The following is a 17,330-nucleotide window of genomic DNA, read 5'->3' as shown; positions in this document are numbered from 1 at the left end:
GGAAGATGGATCACCCGGACGAACGACGCGGCCTCAGGTCCGCACAACTCGAACGAATGAAGATCGACGACGCAGGGGTCCGGCTCACCGGCCGGTGCGGTGGTGAGCGGCTGACGAGCGGGCGGGACGGGCAGCTATCCGGCCGTGCCTTCCGCCTCCTCGGAGCCGGTACGCCCCCCGGCGGGGTCGCGCGGGCCGTCGCCGTCCGGTCCTGGGCGGTTCGACTTCGCCGCCGCGGCCCGCTCCTTGGCGGCCTCGGCCAGCCGGCGCTTGGCCTCGGTGGCATAGATGTCGACGTACTCCTGCCCGGACAGCTTCATGATCTCGTACATGACCTCGTCGGTCAGCGACCGGAGGACGTAGCGGTCGCCCTCCATGCCCTGGTAGCGGCTGAAGTCGAGCGGCTTGCCGATCCGGATACCCGGGCGGATCATCTTCGGCACCACCGTGCCCGGCGGCTGCACCTTCTCGGTGTCGATCATCGCGACCGGGAGCACCGGGGCGCCGGTGGCGAGCGTGACCCTCGCGAGGCCTCCAGGCTTCCCCCGGTACAGCCTGCCGTCCGGCGAGCGCGTCCCCTCAGGGTAGATCCCGAACAGCTCACCGCGCCGGAGCACCTCGATGCCGCCCTGGATGGCCGCCTCTCCCGCCCCGCGCTTCCCGGATCGGTCCACCGGCAGTTGGCCGACGCCCTTGAAGAAGGCGGCGGTCAGCTTGCCCTTCAGCCCCGGTGAGGTGAAGTACTCCGACTTGGCGATGAAGGTGACCTTCCGGTGGAGCACCGCGGGTAGGAAGAAGGAGTCCGAGAAGGACAGGTGGTTGCTCGCCAGGATCGCTGGCCCCTCGGCCGGCACGTGTTCCAGTCCTTCCACCCAAGGACGGAAGGCGAGCTTCAGCGTCCCTCCGATGGACAGCTTCATCGCACCGTAAATCAACCGAGGACCTCCTGTGTGTGGGAACAGACCTTAACGCCCCGGCGATCGTCCGTTCCCCCTCGGGAGGTGGTCACCGGCACGGCCTTCCGGCCTACCGGGTGTCGGCCCGCTCGCGTACGGTGAAGACGCGCCCCCAGACACACGACGAACAGGAGTCCGCCGGTGCAGCTCCTCCCCGGGGCCGAGCCGTTCCGCCACCAGGGCGGAGAGGTCGGCGTCCTTCTCTGCCACGGTTTCACGGGGACCCCGCAGTCGCTCCGCCCCTGGGCCGAATTCCTGGCCGAGCGGGGCATGACGGTGTCGCTACCGCTGCTCCCCGGACACGGCACCCGGTGGCAGGACCTCCAGTACACCGGTTGGCAGGACTGGTACGCCCAGGTCGACCGGGAGCTCCGGCTCCTTGCCGAGCAGTGCGAGCGGGTCTTCGTCTTCGGCCTCTCGATGGGCGGAGCGCTCGCCCTCCGGTTGGCCGCACACCACGGGCACACGGTGAGCGGCCTGGTCCTGGTCAACCCGGCCATCAAAGTGCACGGGCTCACGGCGTACGCCCTGCCGGCCGCGCACCACCTGGTCCGCACCACCAAGGGGCTGGTGAGCGACATCGCGAAACCGGGTGTCGAGGAGACCGGGTACGACCGGGTCCCACTGCGGGCCGCCCACTCGCTGCGGCGCTTCTTCCAACTGGTCGACGGCGAGCTTCCGCAGGTCACCCAACCACTGCTGCTGGCGCACAGTCTGCAGGACCACGTGGTGCCACCCGCGGACTCGGCCCGGGTCCTGAGCCGGGTCTCCTCGCGGGACATCACCGAGGAACTGCTGGAGCACAGCTTCCACGTCGCCACCCTCGACCACGACGCGGAGCGGATCTTCCGGGGCTCCTACGAATTCGTCGGCCGCCTCACCCCCAGTGGCAGCGGGAAGAGGACGGCGAGCGGTGGCTGAGCGGAACGACATCGGCGCCGGCAGCGGGGACGGCGAGAACCGGGAGCCGTTCGACGAGGAAGCCGCCTGGGCGGCGATCGTGGCCGGCTACGACAAGGTGCCCGAGAGCCCCGGTGAGGACGGCAGGGGAGTCGACCTGCCAGCCGGCGGGCCGGTCCCGGACGCCGGGGCCGACCACGGAACGGACCCTTCGGAGGGAGCCCCCGAGGCCGCCGTCGCCGACGATGAGCGGCAGCCGCGCCCGGATGTTCCACCCCCGTCGGACCGACCGCTCGGTTCCAGCGTGGTCATCTTCTCCGCGGGGCTCGGACCACGGGACTGGACCCCGCGTGAGCTGACACCGAAGGAGGCGGAGGCCGAAGACCGCTTCGTGCCCCCGGAGCCGCCGCCACTGCCGAAGGGTGACCCCACCTCCCGGATGGCCTGGGTCGCGGTGCTGGGCGGGCCGCTGCTGCTCCTCCTGATGGTGTTGATGCAGTGGGAGATGCGCAGTTGGGTCACCTTCCTCGGGGTGGGCGGCTTCCTCGGTGGCTTCGCCACCCTGGTGGCCCGGATGAGGGACGGGGATGAGGACGACGAGGACGACCCGGGCCGGGGCGCGGTGGTCTGAGCTCCGGCCGAGCGTCCGGCCCCCTCGGAGCTGTGTCCCTCGGGCTCCTGACCGCTCGGAACCCTGATCACTCACAACCCTGATCAGCCAGGATCCACCACGGCAGCGGTCACCGCGCCGAAGGCGCTCGCCGTCGGGGTCAGGGGTGCCTCAGGCCGCGGGGATCCTCAGGGCCGCCAGGACGGGAAGGTGGTCGCTGGCCGCCCGCAGGTCCGCGTCGCTGACCGCCGGCAGTCCGACCGGTACCCCGCAGCCGAGCACCTCCACGCCGTCGGTGGTGAGAACCGCGTCGATGCGCTGGTGCGGCCGGTCAGCGGGCGAGGTGTGCTCCAGGCCCCAGGGCCGCACGGCGTGGGCGTCCCGCAACCGGCCCGACAGTCGGCGGAAACTGCGCCCGCCGGGAGGCTCGTTCAGGTCTCCGGCCACCACCGTGTGCGGCGCTCCGAGGGCTTGGGCCTGGTCGAGAAGCGCCCCCGACTGCCGGTACCGCTCGTCCGAGGCGAGGCTGAGGTGGCAGCTGAGCACCCCGAGTCGGGCTCCCCCGATCCGCAGCACGGCCATGGCGAGGCCACGCCGGTGCAGCCCAGGGGTGAGCGGCAGCAGGACGTCCTCCGACCGCTCCACCAGGGCCCGGAGCGAGGAGAGGATCATCGGGCCGGCGGCCGGGGCCCCACCGGTGACGTACACCAGGTCGGTCTCCCGGGCGAGCCAGGCGGCGGCCTTGCGCCAGCGGAAGAACCTCGGTGCCTCCTGGAGGAGCAGCAGATCGGGGGCGCAGGCCCGGATCACCCGGACCAGGGCGGCCCGGTCGTCGCGCAGCGATCTGATGTTGTAGCCGAGCACCCGGACCACCACCGAGCCGTCCGGTTCGGTGCGGGATGCGGGGAGGTCCGTGAGCAGGCCCACTTCGGAAACCGTCCTCAGCCGTGCCGGGCCAGGTCGGCGGCGCCCACCATGCCAGCCTTGCCGCCGAGTCGGGCGGCGAGGACCTGGGCGCGGGGCCGGTACTCACCACCGACCAGCCAGCGCCGGAAGGACTTGCGGATCGGTTCGAGCACCAGGTCGCCCTCGTCGGACACGCCGCCGCCGATGATGAAGGCCGACGGGTCGAAAAGGGAGGCGAGATCGGCGAGTCCGGCGCCGGCCCAGCGGGCCAGTTCGCGGAAGGAGTCGATGGCGACCGGATCTCCCTGCCGGGCGGCCTCGCTGACGTGCTGGCCCTCGATGCCGAGCGGGTCGCCCTGCCCGAGGCTCAGCAGGATCTCGGCGTTCTCCGGCGTCGCAGCGGCCCGTTGCCGGGCGTAGCGGACCAGCGCCCGCCCGGAGGCGTACTGCTCCCAGCAGCCCTGACTGCCGCAGCCGCACAGCAGGCCGTCCGGCACGACCCGGATGTGGCCGAACTCGCCGGCCACCCCGAAGCGTCCCCGGCGCAGCTTGTTGCCGATGACGATGCCGCCGCCGAGGCCGGTCCCGAGCGTGATGCAGATGACGTCCTCGTGGCCCTTGCCGGCTCCGAAGCGGTACTCGCCCCAGGCGGCGGCGTTGGCGTCGTTCTCGACGACGACCGGCGTCCCCACCCGCTGTTCGACCTTGTCCTTCAGCGGCTCGTTCCGCCAGTTGACGTTGGGGGCGAAGAGCACGGTGGCGCGCTTGTCGTCGACATAGCCGGCGGCTCCGATACCGACCGCCTCGACCCGGTGGTCGCCGCTGACGGCGCGCACCGCGTCCGCGATGGCGTCGACGACGCCCTCGGGGGTCGTTGGAGTGGCCACCTTGCAGGTCTCGAGGATCGAGCCCTCCTCGTCGACCACGCCGGCTGCGATCTTCGTACCGCCGATGTCGACACCGATGGTGAGTCCCATGTGCCCCTCAGTTGTTCAGTCGATCCGCGCTGGTGCTGCGCCCGGCCCAACGTTACCGGAGGGGGCTTCAGTCGAGGTCGACGCGCCTGCCGCCGGAGGTCCCCTCGGGCCCGCCGCGGTCCTGTTCGTCGCCGGCCCCGTTCCGCGCCGAACCGGGGCCCGGCGGCTGCTCCTGCCCCGCCACGGCCGCCCGGAATGCCGCGAGCAGTTCGGAGCCGGCGTTGGTCAGGTGCTCGAAGACCTCGGGGTTCCGCCGGACGACCGGCTCGACGGCGGACCGGGCCCGGTCGACCAGTTGCCGCGCGGTGGCCTGGGCCGCCGGTCCGGCCACCGGAAGCCCCAGAGAGGAGAGCTTGTCGAGCCCGTCGGCGATGGCGTCGGCGAGCTTCTTCAGTTCGTCGGCGGCGCCGCCGGACTGCCGGCCGTAACGGGCGCGGCGTCGGGCCTGCTCGGCGGCGAGGTCCTCGGCGCAGGCCTCGGCCCACGGATCGGCGTCGGCGGCCGGACGCTTCGGGGTGTCTTTCATGACGGCCTCCTGCGGCGGGCGTCGGAAGTCGCCCCGACGTTACCGAATCTCCGCCCGGCCCTCATGCGCTGCCCTCCGGGGGCAGCATGCCGCCCGGGAGCGGATGGCCCGGCCGGCGGGCGCGGTCGGGGGCGAAGCGCACGCTCAGCCGCCCGTCGGCCATCCGCGCGCCGGCGACCGTACAGCTGCGGAGCGGCAGGGGCAGGGGCAGGATCCGCCGGAACCGGCCCACCGAGAGGCTCACTTCCCCGCCCCGTCGAACGAGTTGTATCTCCCCGCGTTCGACGTCGGGCAGCGGCAGGTGCCAGAGGAGAAAGCCGTCGCTGTCCAGCAGGTCCTCCACCGTCCACGGGTCGTCAGCGCGCCCGCCGGGCCGCGGTGAGGGGGTGAACGGCCCCTGCTCCTCCGCCGGTTCCGGCTGCCCGGCGGCGGCGAGGAGTTCGACGAGATCCGCGAGGCCGCGCGGGTCACGGCCCAGGTGGGGCACCGGGTGGACGGGATGGCCGGCTGCTCGTCCGCTCCGCCGGAGCCCGTCGAGTCCGCGCCGCTGCTGGTCGGCGAGCGACTCGGCCCAGGGGTCCGGAGAGGAGGCCGGCAGCATCCGGTTGGCGGTGAGGCAGTCGACGCGGTGCCCGTACAGGGCAATGCCGCCGCCGGCGTCATGCAGCGCTTCGACAGCGGCGGGTCCCGGCTCGACGACGAGTCGCAAGGTGGTCGTGCGGGCCTCGACCACCGCCTGGGCGAGGGAGAGTTCCTCCTCCCAGCGGGCGGCAGCCGCGTGGAGCCAGCCGTCGGGCATCGGTACGCCGGCGAGCTGTGCGAGCAGCGGGCGGAGCGAACCGCCGGTCTGCCGCCGGGCCGGCAGCAGCCGGCGTAGGTAGCGGCGCAGTTGTTCGGGGAGTGCGAGGAGTTCCAGCGTCTCCGGAAGGGGCGGCATGTCAATGACGACCAGGTCCCAGGCCAGCGGCCCGCCGCGCTGGGGTGACGCTGCCGCCGCCCCGTCGTGCAGCGCCCGCAGGGCGCGCAGCAGCGCCAGCGCCCTGCCGCCGGGGAGGGCGGTGAGCTCCTCCCGGTCGAGCGGTGTCGTGCCGAGCAGTCGCAGGGCGGCCGAGCCCTGCCGCTGGAGGGCGAGGAACTCCTCCCGGTGTCCTTCCGCCGTCTCCAACCGGGCCGCCCACAGGCCGGGGGCGGCCTCGACGGGGGCCGGCCAGGCCGGGTGGCCCACCTCGGCCCCACCGGTCGCCTCGTCCGTGGACCGCTCGGTTTCCGTGGAGGCGGCCGGCTCTCCTTCCGGAGCGCCGGGCAACTGTCCTTCCGGGGTGACGGGCAGCCTGACGGCGAGCGCGGCCTGGGTGCCGAGGGCGTCGGTGGTGAGGAGCAGCGTGCGCCGCCCGCCGCGGGCAGCGGCCAGGGCGGTCGCCGCCGCCACCGTGGAGCGGCCCGCGCCTCCCGCTCCGGTGACCAGCACCGTGCGCGGGAGGGCGGTGGGCTCAGGAAGCGACGTCACCGCGGCTCTCGACCCGCTTCTTCAGGCCGGCGAGCGCACGGTCGATGATGACCTTCTCCGCCTTGCGTTTGATCATGCCGAGCATCGGGATCTTGACGTCCACGGTCAGTTGGTAGGTGACCTCGGTCCGGGCGCCGCCGTCCACCGGGTCGAGGCTGTAGGAGCCGTCGAGGGAACGCAGCATCTGCGACTTGACGAGCGACCAGCTCACCTTCCGGTCACCGGCCCAGGTGTAGGCCAGGGTGTGGTCGTCCTTGATCGCACCCGCGTCCAGTACCAGCCGGACCTGTTCGGCCCGGCCCTGCGCGTCCTCGGCGAGGACCTCGGCCTCCTTGACCTCTCCGGTCCACTCGGGGTAGCGGTCGAAGTCCGCGATCACCGACATGACCTCGGCCGGTGCCGCCTCGATCGTGATACTCGAGTTTGTGTGTTCCGCCATCGCGGTGGCTCCTCCACTACGGTCCCGTGCCGGCGTGTGCGCCTGCCGGTGAAGGCTACCGCGCGGATCGGGCGCCGCCGCCCGCCCCCTCCTCCCGACGGTGCGCACCGCCCGCGCCAGCGGCGGGACGCCCCGCGACCGGTCTTCGACCGGAGGGGTGGACCGGTGGTAATCCGGGAGTTCCCCTACCCCAAGCCTTTACCGACCGGTAACGTCCAGCCAGTCCTGAGCCTGTCTCGGGTCACGGCGCGGGCGCGCACGGCGCCGGGTCCGCGGTGGCGTCGGCCCCCGCCGTCACCGCCCGAGCCGCGGGTCCGCCGCACGCCCGGCTCGCCGTCTCCGCCCCCTCGGGGGCGGGGCGGACCACGCGGAGTCGGGAGCGCCGCACCCGGCGACGGGTACCGCGGTGATCCGTGAGACAGGTCTTCCCCCCACCGTCCGCGAGAACGACCATGGGCCTCGGCCGCGCGGTACGCCGGAGACGGCGTGAGCGGCCCCGGCCCCCGACGAGGAGCAGCAGTCTTGCCCGAGTTCAGCCTTCCGGCCCTGTACGAGGTACCCGCGGACGGCAACCTGACGGACCTCGTCAGCCGCAACGCCGCCCGCCACCCCCGAACGCCGGTCATCGCCCGCAAACGCGCTGACCGCTGGGAGGACGTCACCGCGGAGGACTTCCTGACGGAGGTGCGGGAGACCGCCAAGGGCCTGCTCGCCGCCGGGGTGGGGCCGGGTGACCGGGTGGGGCTGATGTCCCGCTCCCGCTACGAGTGGACCCTGTTCGACTTCGCGGTGTGGGCGGCGGGAGGGGTCACGGTGCCGGTCTTCGAGACCAGTTCGCCGGAGGAGATCGCCTGGGTGCTCGGTGACTCCGGCGCCGTCGGCTGCGTGGTGGAGACCGCGGAGCACGAGGCGGCGGTTGAGGCGGTACGGGACCGGCTCCCGCTGCTGGACGGGGTTTGGCGGATCGAGCAGGACGCGGTGTGGCGACTGCGGCAGGAGGGGACGCGGGTCTCGGACGCGGAGTTGGACCAGCGCTCCGCGGTGGCGACCGCGGACTCCCCCGCCTCGATCGTCTACACCTCGGGAACCACCGGCCGCCCCAAGGGCTGCGTGCTGACCCACCGCAACTTCCTCGCGGAGTGCGGCAACGCCGTGGAGCGGCTGCAACCGCTGTTCCGGACCGGAGAGGGTTCTGTGCTGCTTTCCCTGCCGCCGGCCCACGTCTTCGGCCGGCTGTTCGCGGTGGCCTCGGTGCTGGCGCCGATCAAGCTCGGTCACGTGGGCACCCCCGAGGAACTCCCCGCGGAGCTCCCGGCCTTCCGCCCCACCGTGCTGCTCGGCGTACCGCAGGTCTTCGAGCGGCTCTACAACACGGCGCGAGCCAACGCCCGGGCCGCCGGCCGGGGCCGGCTCTTCGACCGCGCGGCGGAGGCCGCCATCGCCTACAGCCGCGCGCTGGACACCTCGGACGGTCCCTCGCGCGGTCTCCGGCTGCGGCACCGGCTCTACGACCGCCTGGTCTTCCGGGAGCTGCGGCGGGGCCTGGGCGGACGTGCCCGCCACGCGGTCTGCGGCGGCTCGGCCCTGGGCGAGCGGCTGGGCCACTTCTTCCGCGGGGTCGGTTGCCCGGTCCTGGAGGGGTACGGGCTCACCGAGTCCTGTGCCGCCACCGCCTTCAACCCGTACGACCGGCAGAAGATCGGCACCGCAGGGCAGCCGCTGCCCGGATCGGTGTTGCGGATCGCCGACGACGGCGAGGTGCTGCTCCACGGCGAGCACCTGTTCGCCGGCTATTGGAAGGACGATGCGGCGACCGCGGTGGCGCTCTCCGACGGCTGGTTCCACACGGGCGATCTGGGCGCCCTCGACGAGGCCGGTTACCTGACGATCAGCGGCCGGAAGAGCGAGGTGATCACCACGGCGGACGGGATGCGGACCGTTCCGTCGGCCCTGGAGGGCCGGATCCGGGCGCACGAGCTGGTCGGCGAGTGCGTGGTCGTCGGTGAGGGACGGCCGTTCCTCGGCGCACTGATCACCCTGGACGAGGAGTTCGTCTCCCGGTGGACCACCGGGCGCCGCGGATCGGCGCGCCCCCCGGCCGGCGACCCGCGTAACGATCCCGAGCTGCTGGCCGCCGTGCAACAGGCGGTCGACGAGGGCAACGCGGCCGTCGGAGCGGCGGCCGGTGTGCGGCGGTTCCGCGTTCTTGCCAGCCGCCTCTCCCAGGAGGCCGGCCATCTGACCCCCACCCTGGTGGTCAAACGGGCCGCGGTCATGAAGGACTTCGCCCACGAGATCGAAGCCCTGTACCGCTGAGAGCCGGCCAACGTCTCGCTCTCGGCTCTCGGGCCGATCAGGCTTGGGCGGGGCGGGCCCGGGGCAGCCGGAGCCGGAGCACCTGATGCCCCAGCCGGCCCGCGAGAGCCCGGCCGGCGTGGCAGCGCCTTGATCAGAGCAGCGCCTTGAGACGTTCGGCGAGCAGGTCCCAGCGCCAGCGTTCCTCGACCCACGCCCGGCCCCGCTCCCCCGTCCGGGCGCGCAGCCCGGGGTCTTGGAGCAGGGGGACGATCCGGTCGGCGGCCTCCCGGGGGGAGCCGCCGCGGACCACCCAGCCGGTCTCATCCTCCAGTACCGCGTCCGGAGCCCCGCCGGAGTCACCGGCCACGACCGGCAGTCCGGTGGCGGAGGCCTCCAGGTAGACGATGCCGAGCCCCTCGACGTCCAGCCCACCGCGGCGGGTACGGCACGGCATGGCGAAGACGTCGCCGGCGCCGTAGTGGGCCGGCAGTTGCTCCCAGGGGACGACCCCGGTGAAGCGGACGCTGTCCGCGACACCGCTCGCGGCCGCCAGCTTCTCCAGCCGCGCCCGGTACGGGCCGCCCCCCACGACCAGCAGCACCGCGTCGGGCACGGCGGCCAGGACCCGCGGCATGGCTTCGATGAGCGTGTCCTGGCCCTTGCGCCGCACCAACCGGGAGACGCAGACCACCACGGGGCGGTCGGTGAGCCCGAGCCGGGCCCGCACCTCCTCGCCGCCGGAGCCCGGGTGGAAGGTCTTCTCGTCGACACCGGGCGTCAGTTGCACCATCCGGGCGGCGGCCTGCGGGGTGAGCGCCTCGGCGATCCGAGAGCGGGTGTACTCCCCCAGGTAGGTGAGGGTGTCGGTGCCCTCACCGATCCGCCGCAGCAACCGCCGGGCCACGGGGAGCCTGGCCCAGCCCGCCTCGTGCCCGTGGGTGGTGGCCACCAGCCGGCCGGCGCCGGCCGCCCGCAGCGCGGGAGCCATCAGCCCGAGCGGCGCGGCGGCCCCGAACCACACCGAGGTGCAGCCGTGCTCCCGCAGCAGCTCCGTCGCCCGGCGGGTGACCCGTGGTGTGGGCAGCAGCATGCTGGATGGGTCCCGGACGACCGGGAAGGGCTGCTGCCGGTCGAAACTGGCTACCTCGGTGCCGTCCTTCCAGGTGGACGCGTAGACGACCACCCGCTCCGGGTCCAGTCGGAGCGCCATGCTGTGCAGGAAAGCCTGGATGCCGCCGGGCCGGGGCGGGAAGTCGTTGGTGACGATCAGGGTCTTGTCCATCCCCGCCGACGATATCGCCCGCTCCCCGCGGCGCCCGGGCGACCACCGTCGTACTGGTCCGGAGGGCCGGCGGCGGCGGTGGCCGGGGCCTCAGACCCGGGTGACGGCCGAGATCGGCATCATGCCGACCGGGTCGTAGCGCACCGCGGCACCGGGGCGCGGAGCGTGCACCACCTGGCCGCCGCCGACGTACATCGCGACGTGGCTGGCGTCGGCGCGGTAGAGGACGAGGTCCCCGGGGCGTGCCTGGGAGAGCGGCACCTGCCGGCCGGCGTTCCGCTGTGCCTGGGAGGTGCGCGGAATGGCCACCCCGGCCTGCCCGTAGGCCCACTGCGTGAGTCCGGAGCAGTCGAAGGAGTCCGGCCCGGTGGCACCCCAGACATACGGTCTGCCGACGGCCTGCCGGGCCGCCGCCACGGCCGCCGCGGCCCGGGCGGAGGCCGCCGGAGCTCCGGACCCGCCGCCCGGGAGGGGTCGGGGGCTGTGCGGGCCGGTGAGATAGTCGGTCCGCTGCTGCGCGGTCAGCCGGTGCAGCGCTCGCCGGGCCGTGGTGAGTCTTCGCTCCACCCGCTTCTTGTGGCGAGCGACGGCGCTGCGGCTCTCCTCGAGTTCGGCCAGTTTCCCGATGGTGGCGGAGCGCTGTTGCCGCAGCGAGCGTTCCGCACCGCGCAGCGCATGCAGCCGCCCCGCCTCCAGGTAGCCGATCCGTTCCAGAGTCGCCGCCCGGTCCAGGTAGCGGCCGGGGTCCGTCGAGAGCAGCAGGGCGACCGTCCGGTCGATGCCGCCGGAGCGGTATTCGGCGCCGGCCAGGGAGGCGAGCGAGCCGCGCATCCGGTTCACCTCCTCCTGGGCCCGGGCGAAGCCGTCCTGGAGGTGGCCGGCCTGTTCCCGGAGCCGCCGCCTACGCTCGTCCGCCGCGTTGAACCTCTCGGTGGCCCGCTCGACTTGGGCGTACAGTCCGTCAATCCTCGCCCGCACCTCCGCCGGTCCTTCCTTCGGTGCGGCCCCCGCTGGACTGCCGGTGCCGAGTGTGGTGGCGGCCACCGCCATCGTGGCGGACAGAACCGTGGCCAGGGCCGCTCGGGCGAACCCCGAGTACGGCGATCGACGATGGGATCCCACTGGAAGCCGTGCTCCCCTCCGCTGGAAGGGTCCGCCCGCACATACGCGGGACGGACCGACAACTGCGCGGCAGAGAGTAGCCGTACGGTGACGCTCCGTTCAAAGAACCGGGGTGGCGTCCGAAAACCCGAAACCCCGTCGGAGACCCAGGTCACCGACGGGGTGCGGAGGGAGCACCGGCTGCACCACTTCGCTCGTTCGGGCGAACATTCAGCCGGTGAGGGAACCTCAGATACGCACGCCGAACTGGAACGGCATGTTGTTGATCGACTCGTAGCGCACGTTCGCACCGGGCTTCGGGGCGTGCAGCACCTGCCCGTTGCCGGCGTAGAGGCCGACGTGGTGCAGGTCTCCGTAGAAGAACACCAGGTCGCCCGGCTTCAGCTGGCTCTGCCCGATGCGGACACCGTTGTTGGCCTGGGCCTCCGAGGTGCGGTCGAGGCTGACCCCGGCCTGCGCGTAGGCCCAGGAGGTGAGGCCCGAGCAGTCGAAGGAGCTGGGCCCGGTGGCACCCCAGACGTACGGTGCGCCGATCTTGGTCTGGGCGGCGCTGAGCGCCACCGCGGCCCGCTGCGACTCCGGCACGTCGTTGCCCAGGTTGACGCGCTCGTTGTTCCGGTTGGCGCGTTCCTTGGCCTCGAGCGCCTCGCGCTCCTTGGCGGTCAGGGAGTTGAGGAGCTCCTGGGCCTTGGCGAGCTTGCCCTTGATCTGCTCCTTCTTCTCCCCCAGCGTCTTGCGGGTCTCGGCGAGCTCGCCGAGCTTCTCCTTCGCCTCGGTGCGCTGCTGCTGCTGGGTGCGCTGCTTCTCGGCGATCTTCTGGAGCGCCGCCGCCTGCTTGCTGGTCAGCTGGTCCAGAGCGGAGGCGCGCTCAAGGTAGTTGTCCGGGTCGGAGGAGAGGAGCAGCTGCATCGAGGGGTCTATTCCGCCGTTGCGGTACTGCGCGCTGGCCATCGCTCCGAGGCCGTTGCGCATCTCGTTCAGCTCTTCCTGACCGCGCGCGACCTTGTCCTGGAGGTCTTCGACCTGCTCCTGGAGCTGCTCCTGCTTCTCCTTGGCGCCGTTGTACTTCTCGGTCGCGACCTCGGCCTGCTCGTAGAGCTTGTCGACCTTTGCCTTGACCTGTTCCTTGGTCGGCTTCGGGTCGGCGTGTGCGGCCTGGGACGTGAGAGCGACGGCTGCGGCAGCGGTGGCGGTGAGCACGGTCACGCGTGCCCGACTCGGCTGCTTGGGTCGACGGTGGGACGCCACGAAGGCGAGCTCCTTCTTCCTCCAGCCGCCTACCGGGTTGGGGGGTACTCGTACCCCGGCTCCACTGCTCGGTTCCCCCACGTGCGACCGAACGAGCGGACTCGGCGGTTCCTCCGCCGATATCCCGGATGGATGATCGACCGCGCGGAGGTTCGAGCCCAGACCTTAGTGACCCTTCTGTGATCGGATCAAATCCTCATCGGAAAATTCTTCTTCCAGCGCGCATTCTTTACTTATGTCGCACAGTCAGTAGCGCTGAATTAACACTGGGCTGACTTTTCAGCTTCTGGCGAGGCGCTTCAGCAGCAGGCTGGACGCCACCGGTCGCGCACCGGCACGCGCAACCCCGTCGGCCACCTCGCGGTCCGTGGAGACCACGACCACCGGACGGCCCGGAGGCTCGGCCCGGACCAGACGACGGATCAACTCGTCAGCGGTCTGTCCGGGTTTGCTGAAGAGGACCCGGACCCCGCGCGGCGGGGCGAGCAGCACCGGAGCGGCCAACTCCGCGCCGTCGAAGACACAGGTCATCTCGGCCCCGGTCTGCGCGGCCAGCCCGGCCAGGCCGCCCAGCAGCCGCAGCCGCTGCTTCTCCAACGGCATGGTGGGATAACCGGTCTTGGTCACGTTGTAGCCGTCGACCACCAGATGGGCCCGCGGCAGTGCGAGCAACTGGTCCAGAAGCGCCGGATCGGTCTCGGCCAGCGCCCGGTTCGCCACGTCCTTCGGCGTCAACCGCCCCGGCTCCACCGCCTCCACGGTGTCCGCGGGACGCGTGGAGGCCGGCGGCAGCGCCAGCTCCCGACGCAGCCCCTGCGCCGTCTCCAGCATGGTGTCCAGCAGCAGCCGCAGCCGCATGTCCGCAACGCTCCGCCCTTCACGGGCCGCCCTCCGGCTGACCTCCAGGGCCGACTCCGCCTCCGCTAGCCGGGACTTGAGGCGCCGGGCCTCGCTCTCGGCAGCCGCCTTCTCAGCCGCCGAGGCCGCCCGCAGTGACTCCAGCTCCGCCTCGACCTTGCGGAGCGCGGCCTGTCCGCGGCGTATATCGCTCACCGCGCTGCGCAGCTTGCGCTGCAGCGCGTCCGCCTCCTTGCGTCCGGACTCCAACTCCGTCCGAGCCCGCTCGGCTTCGTCCCGCGCCGCCGCACGCGCCTCACTCAGCTCCGCCCGGAGCTTGCGCAACTCTCGCTGGGCCTCGGCGCCGGCCCGCCCGGCTTCCGCCTGCCGGGCCTCCTCCCCCGCCACGGCGACGAGTTCCACCCAGCCGGCAGGGCGCAGCACATAGGCCGCGGCGGCGACGTCCAGCGGATCAGCCGCCCGCGGCGGTGTGCCCGCGGCCAGGGCCGAGGCCAGCTCCGGCTGCGCTTCGCGGAGCCGCTCGGCGATCCGGGTCCGGAACGGCGGATGGGTCTCGAGCGCCGCGGCCATGGCACTACCGGCGAACTTCGCCCGACGGTTCGGGGTGAATCGGACGTACTGCCGCAGTTGCGGCGGTAGTTCGGCCACCGTCAGGCTGCCGAAGGCGTCGGCCACGATGGCGATGACCCGGCGTCGGACACCCTCGGGCAACGGGCCGTCGAGCACCTCCGCGCCCTCGGAGGCCTCTTCGGCCTCACCGTCTTCGCCCGTCGGCTCCGCCACCAGTCACCGCTCCGATCTCATGTGCTCGCCCCGGGCCTGTCCACCAGCTCGACCTGGTCCACCGCGTTGCACCAACGGCAGCGCACCGACTCGAGTGTCTCGCTGAGCACGTTGCGCTCCTCGGTCCTGGGCTCTCCGGAGAGGTCCAGGTGCACGTACTCGACGGCCCTGGTCGACCGCGTCACGTCGAAGCGGGTGAGATTGCCGCACAGTGTGCAGCGCCAGCGGGTCTCGGCCGTCGGCTGGGGAACATCACCCATCGTGCCATCCTCCTTCTCACCGCTCCGCGTCGGTGTCGCGTGAGACTGGGCCTGTGACGCAGCCTCGCGGTCCGCCCCGCAGAGCGCCCACCGTCCGCGGCGCGCCTCGGACCGCGGATCTGCTTTTCACAACCCTACGGCCTGACGGATGGCGCGCGCGGACGCTGGGCGACCATGACGGCGAGGCACCGTGCGGGGCCGCACCCCGGTGCGACATGATCCGTGGGTGATCAGAAAGGTGCGCTCGGCCACCGCCGCCGTCCGGCGAGCGGCGCGATCCGACGCTCCGCTGGTCACCTGGTTCCTGATCGGACTCTGCTGCCTCGTCTTCCTGCTGAGCCCGGTCTCCGGGTTCGCCGTCACCGACCGGCACGGAGACGGGGCCGTGGCGGAACAGCTGCGGTACTTCCGCCACTGGGGGGTGATCCCGCGCGACCTGATCGGCGGGAAGCCCCGGGCGCTGCTCACCCTGCTGACCGCCCTGTTCGTCCACGGCAGCTGGCTGCACCTGATCGGGAACATGCTCTTCCTGTACGTCTTCGGCGGCATGGTCGAAACCCGGATGGGGCGCGTCCGCTTCACTCTCTTCTACCTCTGCTGCGGCGTCCTGGCCCTGCTCGCCTTCGCCCTCGCCAACCCCACCGACCCGCAGACGCTCGTCGGCGCCTCGGGCGCCGTCGCGGGGCTCCTCGGCGCCTTCCTCTACCACTTCCCCAGGGCTCGGATCACCAGTCTCTTCCCGTTCCTGTTCTTCCTGCCGCTCCGCTTCCCCGCCTGGGTCGTCCTCCCCTTCTGGTTGACCCTCCAGTGGCTGGCCACCCGGACCACCGTGGAGGGGCCCGCCGTCGCCTACCTCGCCCACCTCGCGGGCTTCGGCCTCGGCTTCTGCTACACGTGGGCCCACTACGGGCGTGGCACTAGAGTGAGCGGCGTAGCCAGGGCGACCGAGGGAGAAAGCCAACCGTGATCACCGCGATCGTGCTCATCAAGACCACCGTGGACCGGATTCCCGAGATCGCCGAGTCGATCGCCGCCCTGGAGTCGGTCAGCGAGGTCTACTCCGTCACCGGCACCTACGACCTGGTGGCGATGGTCCGGGTGGCCTGCCACGACGATCTGGCGGACGTCATCCCCGGACGGATCAGCAAGGTCCCGGGGGTGGAGGCGACCGACACCCATGTGGCCTTCCGCACCTACTCCCAGCACGACCTCGAGGCCGCCTTCGCCATCGGCCTGGACTCCTGACGCCGCGACCGGTCAGCCTCCGCCGCTGCCGGGCGGCCCGAGAGCCGGAGGGACGGTGTCGGAGTCCGGAGCGGCACCGACCGGCGAGCCGTACACGGAGGGACGGGCGGAGGCTCCCGCCCCGCAGCGATGGTCCGGCGGCTCCGCGTGGCGGCCCTGCCAAACCAGCGCCGCCCCGGACCGACCGGGGCCCGGGGCGGAGACTCAGTCGACCGGTCAGCCCCTGTTCGTCGCCGTGACCCAGTGTTCCAGCGTCCGGCGGGCCGCGCCGGAGTCGATCGCCTCGGCGGCCCGCCGCATCGCGCCGCTGATCCGCTCGGCGAGCGGGGCCTCCGACGGCTCGTCCTGGGCGACGAGGGCGGCGGCGGAGTTCAGCAGCACCGCGTCACGCACCGGGCCGGGCTCGCCGCCCAGCAACCTGCGTGCGACGTCGGCGTTGTAGGAGGCGTCGGCGCCGCGCAGCGCCTCGACCGGCACGAGCGGCAGGCCCACCTCCCGCGGGTCGAACCTCTCCTCCCGCACCCGGCCGTCGCGCACCACCCACACCCGCGAGGTGGCGGTAGTGGTCAACTCGTCGAGACCGTCGTCACCGCGGAAGACCAGGGCCGAGGAGCCCCGCTCCGCGAGAACCCCCGCCACGATCGGCGCCATCCGCTCGTTGGCCACCCCGGTGGCCTGGGCACGTACCCGCGCCGGGTTGGTGAGGGGGCCGAGGAAGTTGAAGGTGGTGGCGATGCCGAGTTCCCGGCGGGCGGGCGCCACGTAGCGCAGCGACGGGTGGAAGCGCACCGCGAAACAGAAGGTGATCCCGACCTCTTCGGCCACCTCGGCCACCCGCTTCGGGGTCAGGTCCAGATTGACGCCCAGCTTCTCCAGGACGTCCGAAGCGCCGCTGGCGGAGGAGGCGGCACGGTTGCCGTGCTTGACGACCTTGACCCCCGTAGCGGCCACCACGATCGACGACATGGTGGAGATGTTGACCGTCTTGGCGCGGTCGCCCCCGGTCCCCACGATGTCGACCGCCGGCCCCGGAACCTCGATCAACCGAGCGTGTTCGTACATCGTGCGCACCAGCCCGGAGACCTCGGCGACCGTCTCCCCCTTGGCCCGCAGGGCGACCGCGAAGCCGGCGATCTGCGCGTCGGACGCCTCCCCGCGCATGATCCGGTCCATCGCCCAGGCGGTGTCGTCCGCGCTCAGGTCGGCTCCGGCCAGCAGCGATTCCAGTACGTCCGACCAGGTACGGGCCGCCACGCCGCTGTCTCCTCCGGCCGGGGTCACAAGCTCCATGGTCCGCTCCTGGTCGTGGACAGATCGTGAGGGCCGCCTCGAAGCCCCCCACCAGCCTATCCGTGGCTGCTGAGCGGTCCGGCGGGGCGGCCGGTGGAAAGGGCCGGGGCCCCGCGCGCACCC

Annotated in this window: 17 protein-coding genes; 5 read left to right on the top strand and 12 right to left on the bottom strand. The window is 72.5% G+C overall.

The window, feature by feature from the left end; translation table 11 throughout:
• Positions 1–134 precede the first annotated feature (134 nt).
• On the bottom strand, positions 135–920 hold the full coding sequence (locus tag BGP73_RS02920) for a lysophospholipid acyltransferase family protein (RefSeq protein WP_069811789.1): 786 nt from the start codon (positions 918–920) through the stop codon (positions 135–137).
• 177 nt (positions 921–1,097) lie between these two features.
• Here BGP73_RS02920 and BGP73_RS02915 point away from each other — a divergent pair, with 177 nt between their 5' ends.
• Together BGP73_RS02915 and BGP73_RS02910 are read left to right on the top strand one after the other, a co-directional pair.
• A complete protein-coding gene (locus BGP73_RS02915) occupies positions 1,098–1,877 on the top strand; it encodes an alpha/beta hydrolase (RefSeq protein ID WP_069811788.1) in 780 nt (259 codons plus the stop codon).
• On the top strand, positions 1,870–2,487 hold the full coding sequence (locus BGP73_RS02910; protein ID WP_069811787.1) for a hypothetical protein: 618 nt from the start codon (positions 1,870–1,872) through the stop codon (positions 2,485–2,487). Before BGP73_RS02915 ends, BGP73_RS02910 begins: the two co-directional genes overlap by 8 nt.
• A gap of 150 nt (positions 2,488–2,637) precedes the next feature.
• Here the strand turns inward: BGP73_RS02910 and BGP73_RS02905 are convergent, their stop codons facing one another.
• The 5 genes from BGP73_RS02905 to BGP73_RS02885 form a co-directional block, all read right to left on the bottom strand.
• Positions 2,638–3,393, bottom strand: a complete 756-nt coding sequence (locus BGP73_RS02905) for an endonuclease/exonuclease/phosphatase family protein (protein ID WP_069811786.1) — start codon at positions 3,391–3,393, stop codon at positions 2,638–2,640.
• Between the two features lie 14 nt (positions 3,394–3,407).
• Entirely contained in the window at positions 3,408–4,349 is a 942-nt protein-coding gene (locus BGP73_RS02900) for an ROK family glucokinase (RefSeq protein WP_069811785.1), read from the bottom strand.
• Positions 4,350–4,416: 67 nt separating this feature from the next.
• On the bottom strand, positions 4,417–4,875 hold the full coding sequence (locus tag BGP73_RS02895) for a DUF5304 family protein (RefSeq protein ID WP_069811784.1): 459 nt from the start codon (positions 4,873–4,875) through the stop codon (positions 4,417–4,419).
• Positions 4,876–4,936: 61 nt separating this feature from the next.
• Positions 4,937–6,382: an ArsA family ATPase gene (locus BGP73_RS02890; RefSeq protein WP_069811783.1), complete on the bottom strand. Its 1,446-nt coding sequence runs from the start codon at positions 6,380–6,382 to the stop codon at positions 4,937–4,939.
• On the bottom strand, positions 6,366–6,821 hold the full coding sequence (locus BGP73_RS02885; protein ID WP_069811782.1) for an SRPBCC family protein: 456 nt from the start codon (positions 6,819–6,821) through the stop codon (positions 6,366–6,368). Before BGP73_RS02885 ends, BGP73_RS02890 begins: the two co-directional genes overlap by 17 nt.
• A 522-nt stretch (positions 6,822–7,343) precedes the next feature.
• Here BGP73_RS02885 and BGP73_RS02880 point away from each other — a divergent pair.
• A complete protein-coding gene (locus tag BGP73_RS02880; protein WP_069811781.1) occupies positions 7,344–9,137 on the top strand; it encodes an AMP-dependent synthetase/ligase in 1,794 nt (597 codons plus the stop codon).
• A 133-nt stretch (positions 9,138–9,270) separates the two neighbouring features.
• On the opposite strand, the gene BGP73_RS02875 is transcribed toward BGP73_RS02880, so the two are convergent.
• The 5 genes from BGP73_RS02875 to BGP73_RS02855 all read right to left on the bottom strand — a co-directional run bounded on the left by BGP73_RS02875 (position 9,271) and on the right by BGP73_RS02855 (position 14,672).
• Positions 9,271–10,401 (bottom strand): glycosyltransferase family 4 protein, encoded by a 1,131-nt coding sequence (locus BGP73_RS02875; RefSeq protein ID WP_069811780.1) that lies wholly within the window; start codon positions 10,399–10,401, stop codon positions 9,271–9,273.
• 90 nt (positions 10,402–10,491) lie between these two features.
• Positions 10,492–11,523, bottom strand: coding sequence for a C40 family peptidase (locus BGP73_RS02870; protein WP_069811779.1), 1,032 nt, complete (start codon positions 11,521–11,523; stop codon positions 10,492–10,494).
• 228 nt (positions 11,524–11,751) lie between these two features.
• Entirely contained in the window at positions 11,752–12,771 is a 1,020-nt protein-coding gene (locus BGP73_RS02865) for a C40 family peptidase (RefSeq protein ID WP_069811778.1), read from the bottom strand.
• 279 nt (positions 12,772–13,050) lie between these two features.
• Positions 13,051–14,415, bottom strand: a complete 1,365-nt coding sequence (locus BGP73_RS02860; RefSeq protein ID WP_374701114.1) for an NYN domain-containing protein — start codon at positions 14,413–14,415, stop codon at positions 13,051–13,053.
• Between the two features lie 14 nt (positions 14,416–14,429).
• Positions 14,430–14,672, bottom strand: coding sequence for a hypothetical protein (locus tag BGP73_RS02855; RefSeq protein WP_069811776.1), 243 nt, complete (start codon positions 14,670–14,672; stop codon positions 14,430–14,432).
• A 229-nt stretch (positions 14,673–14,901) separates the two neighbouring features.
• Between BGP73_RS02855 and BGP73_RS02850 the strand changes: the two genes are divergently transcribed.
• Together BGP73_RS02850 and BGP73_RS02845 are read left to right on the top strand one after the other, a co-directional pair.
• Positions 14,902–15,639, top strand: coding sequence for a rhomboid family intramembrane serine protease (locus BGP73_RS02850; RefSeq protein ID WP_374701113.1), 738 nt, complete (start codon positions 14,902–14,904; stop codon positions 15,637–15,639).
• Positions 15,636–15,917, top strand: a complete 282-nt coding sequence (locus BGP73_RS02845; protein WP_069811775.1) for an Lrp/AsnC family transcriptional regulator — start codon at positions 15,636–15,638, stop codon at positions 15,915–15,917. Before BGP73_RS02850 ends, BGP73_RS02845 begins: the two co-directional genes overlap by 4 nt.
• A 216-nt stretch (positions 15,918–16,133) precedes the next feature.
• On the opposite strand, the gene trpD is transcribed toward BGP73_RS02845, so the two are convergent.
• Positions 16,134–17,207, bottom strand: a complete 1,074-nt coding sequence (gene trpD / locus BGP73_RS02840) for an anthranilate phosphoribosyltransferase (protein ID WP_069811774.1) — start codon at positions 17,205–17,207, stop codon at positions 16,134–16,136.
• Positions 17,208–17,330: the final 123 nt, after the last annotated feature.

The organism is Streptomyces sp. TP-A0874 (genome assembly GCF_001748085.1).
Classification (GTDB): domain Bacteria; phylum Actinomycetota; class Actinomycetes; order Streptomycetales; family Streptomycetaceae; genus Streptomyces.
The sequence above is the reverse complement of the archived record's forward strand: the minus strand, read 5'-3'. Positions and strand labels throughout refer to the sequence as shown.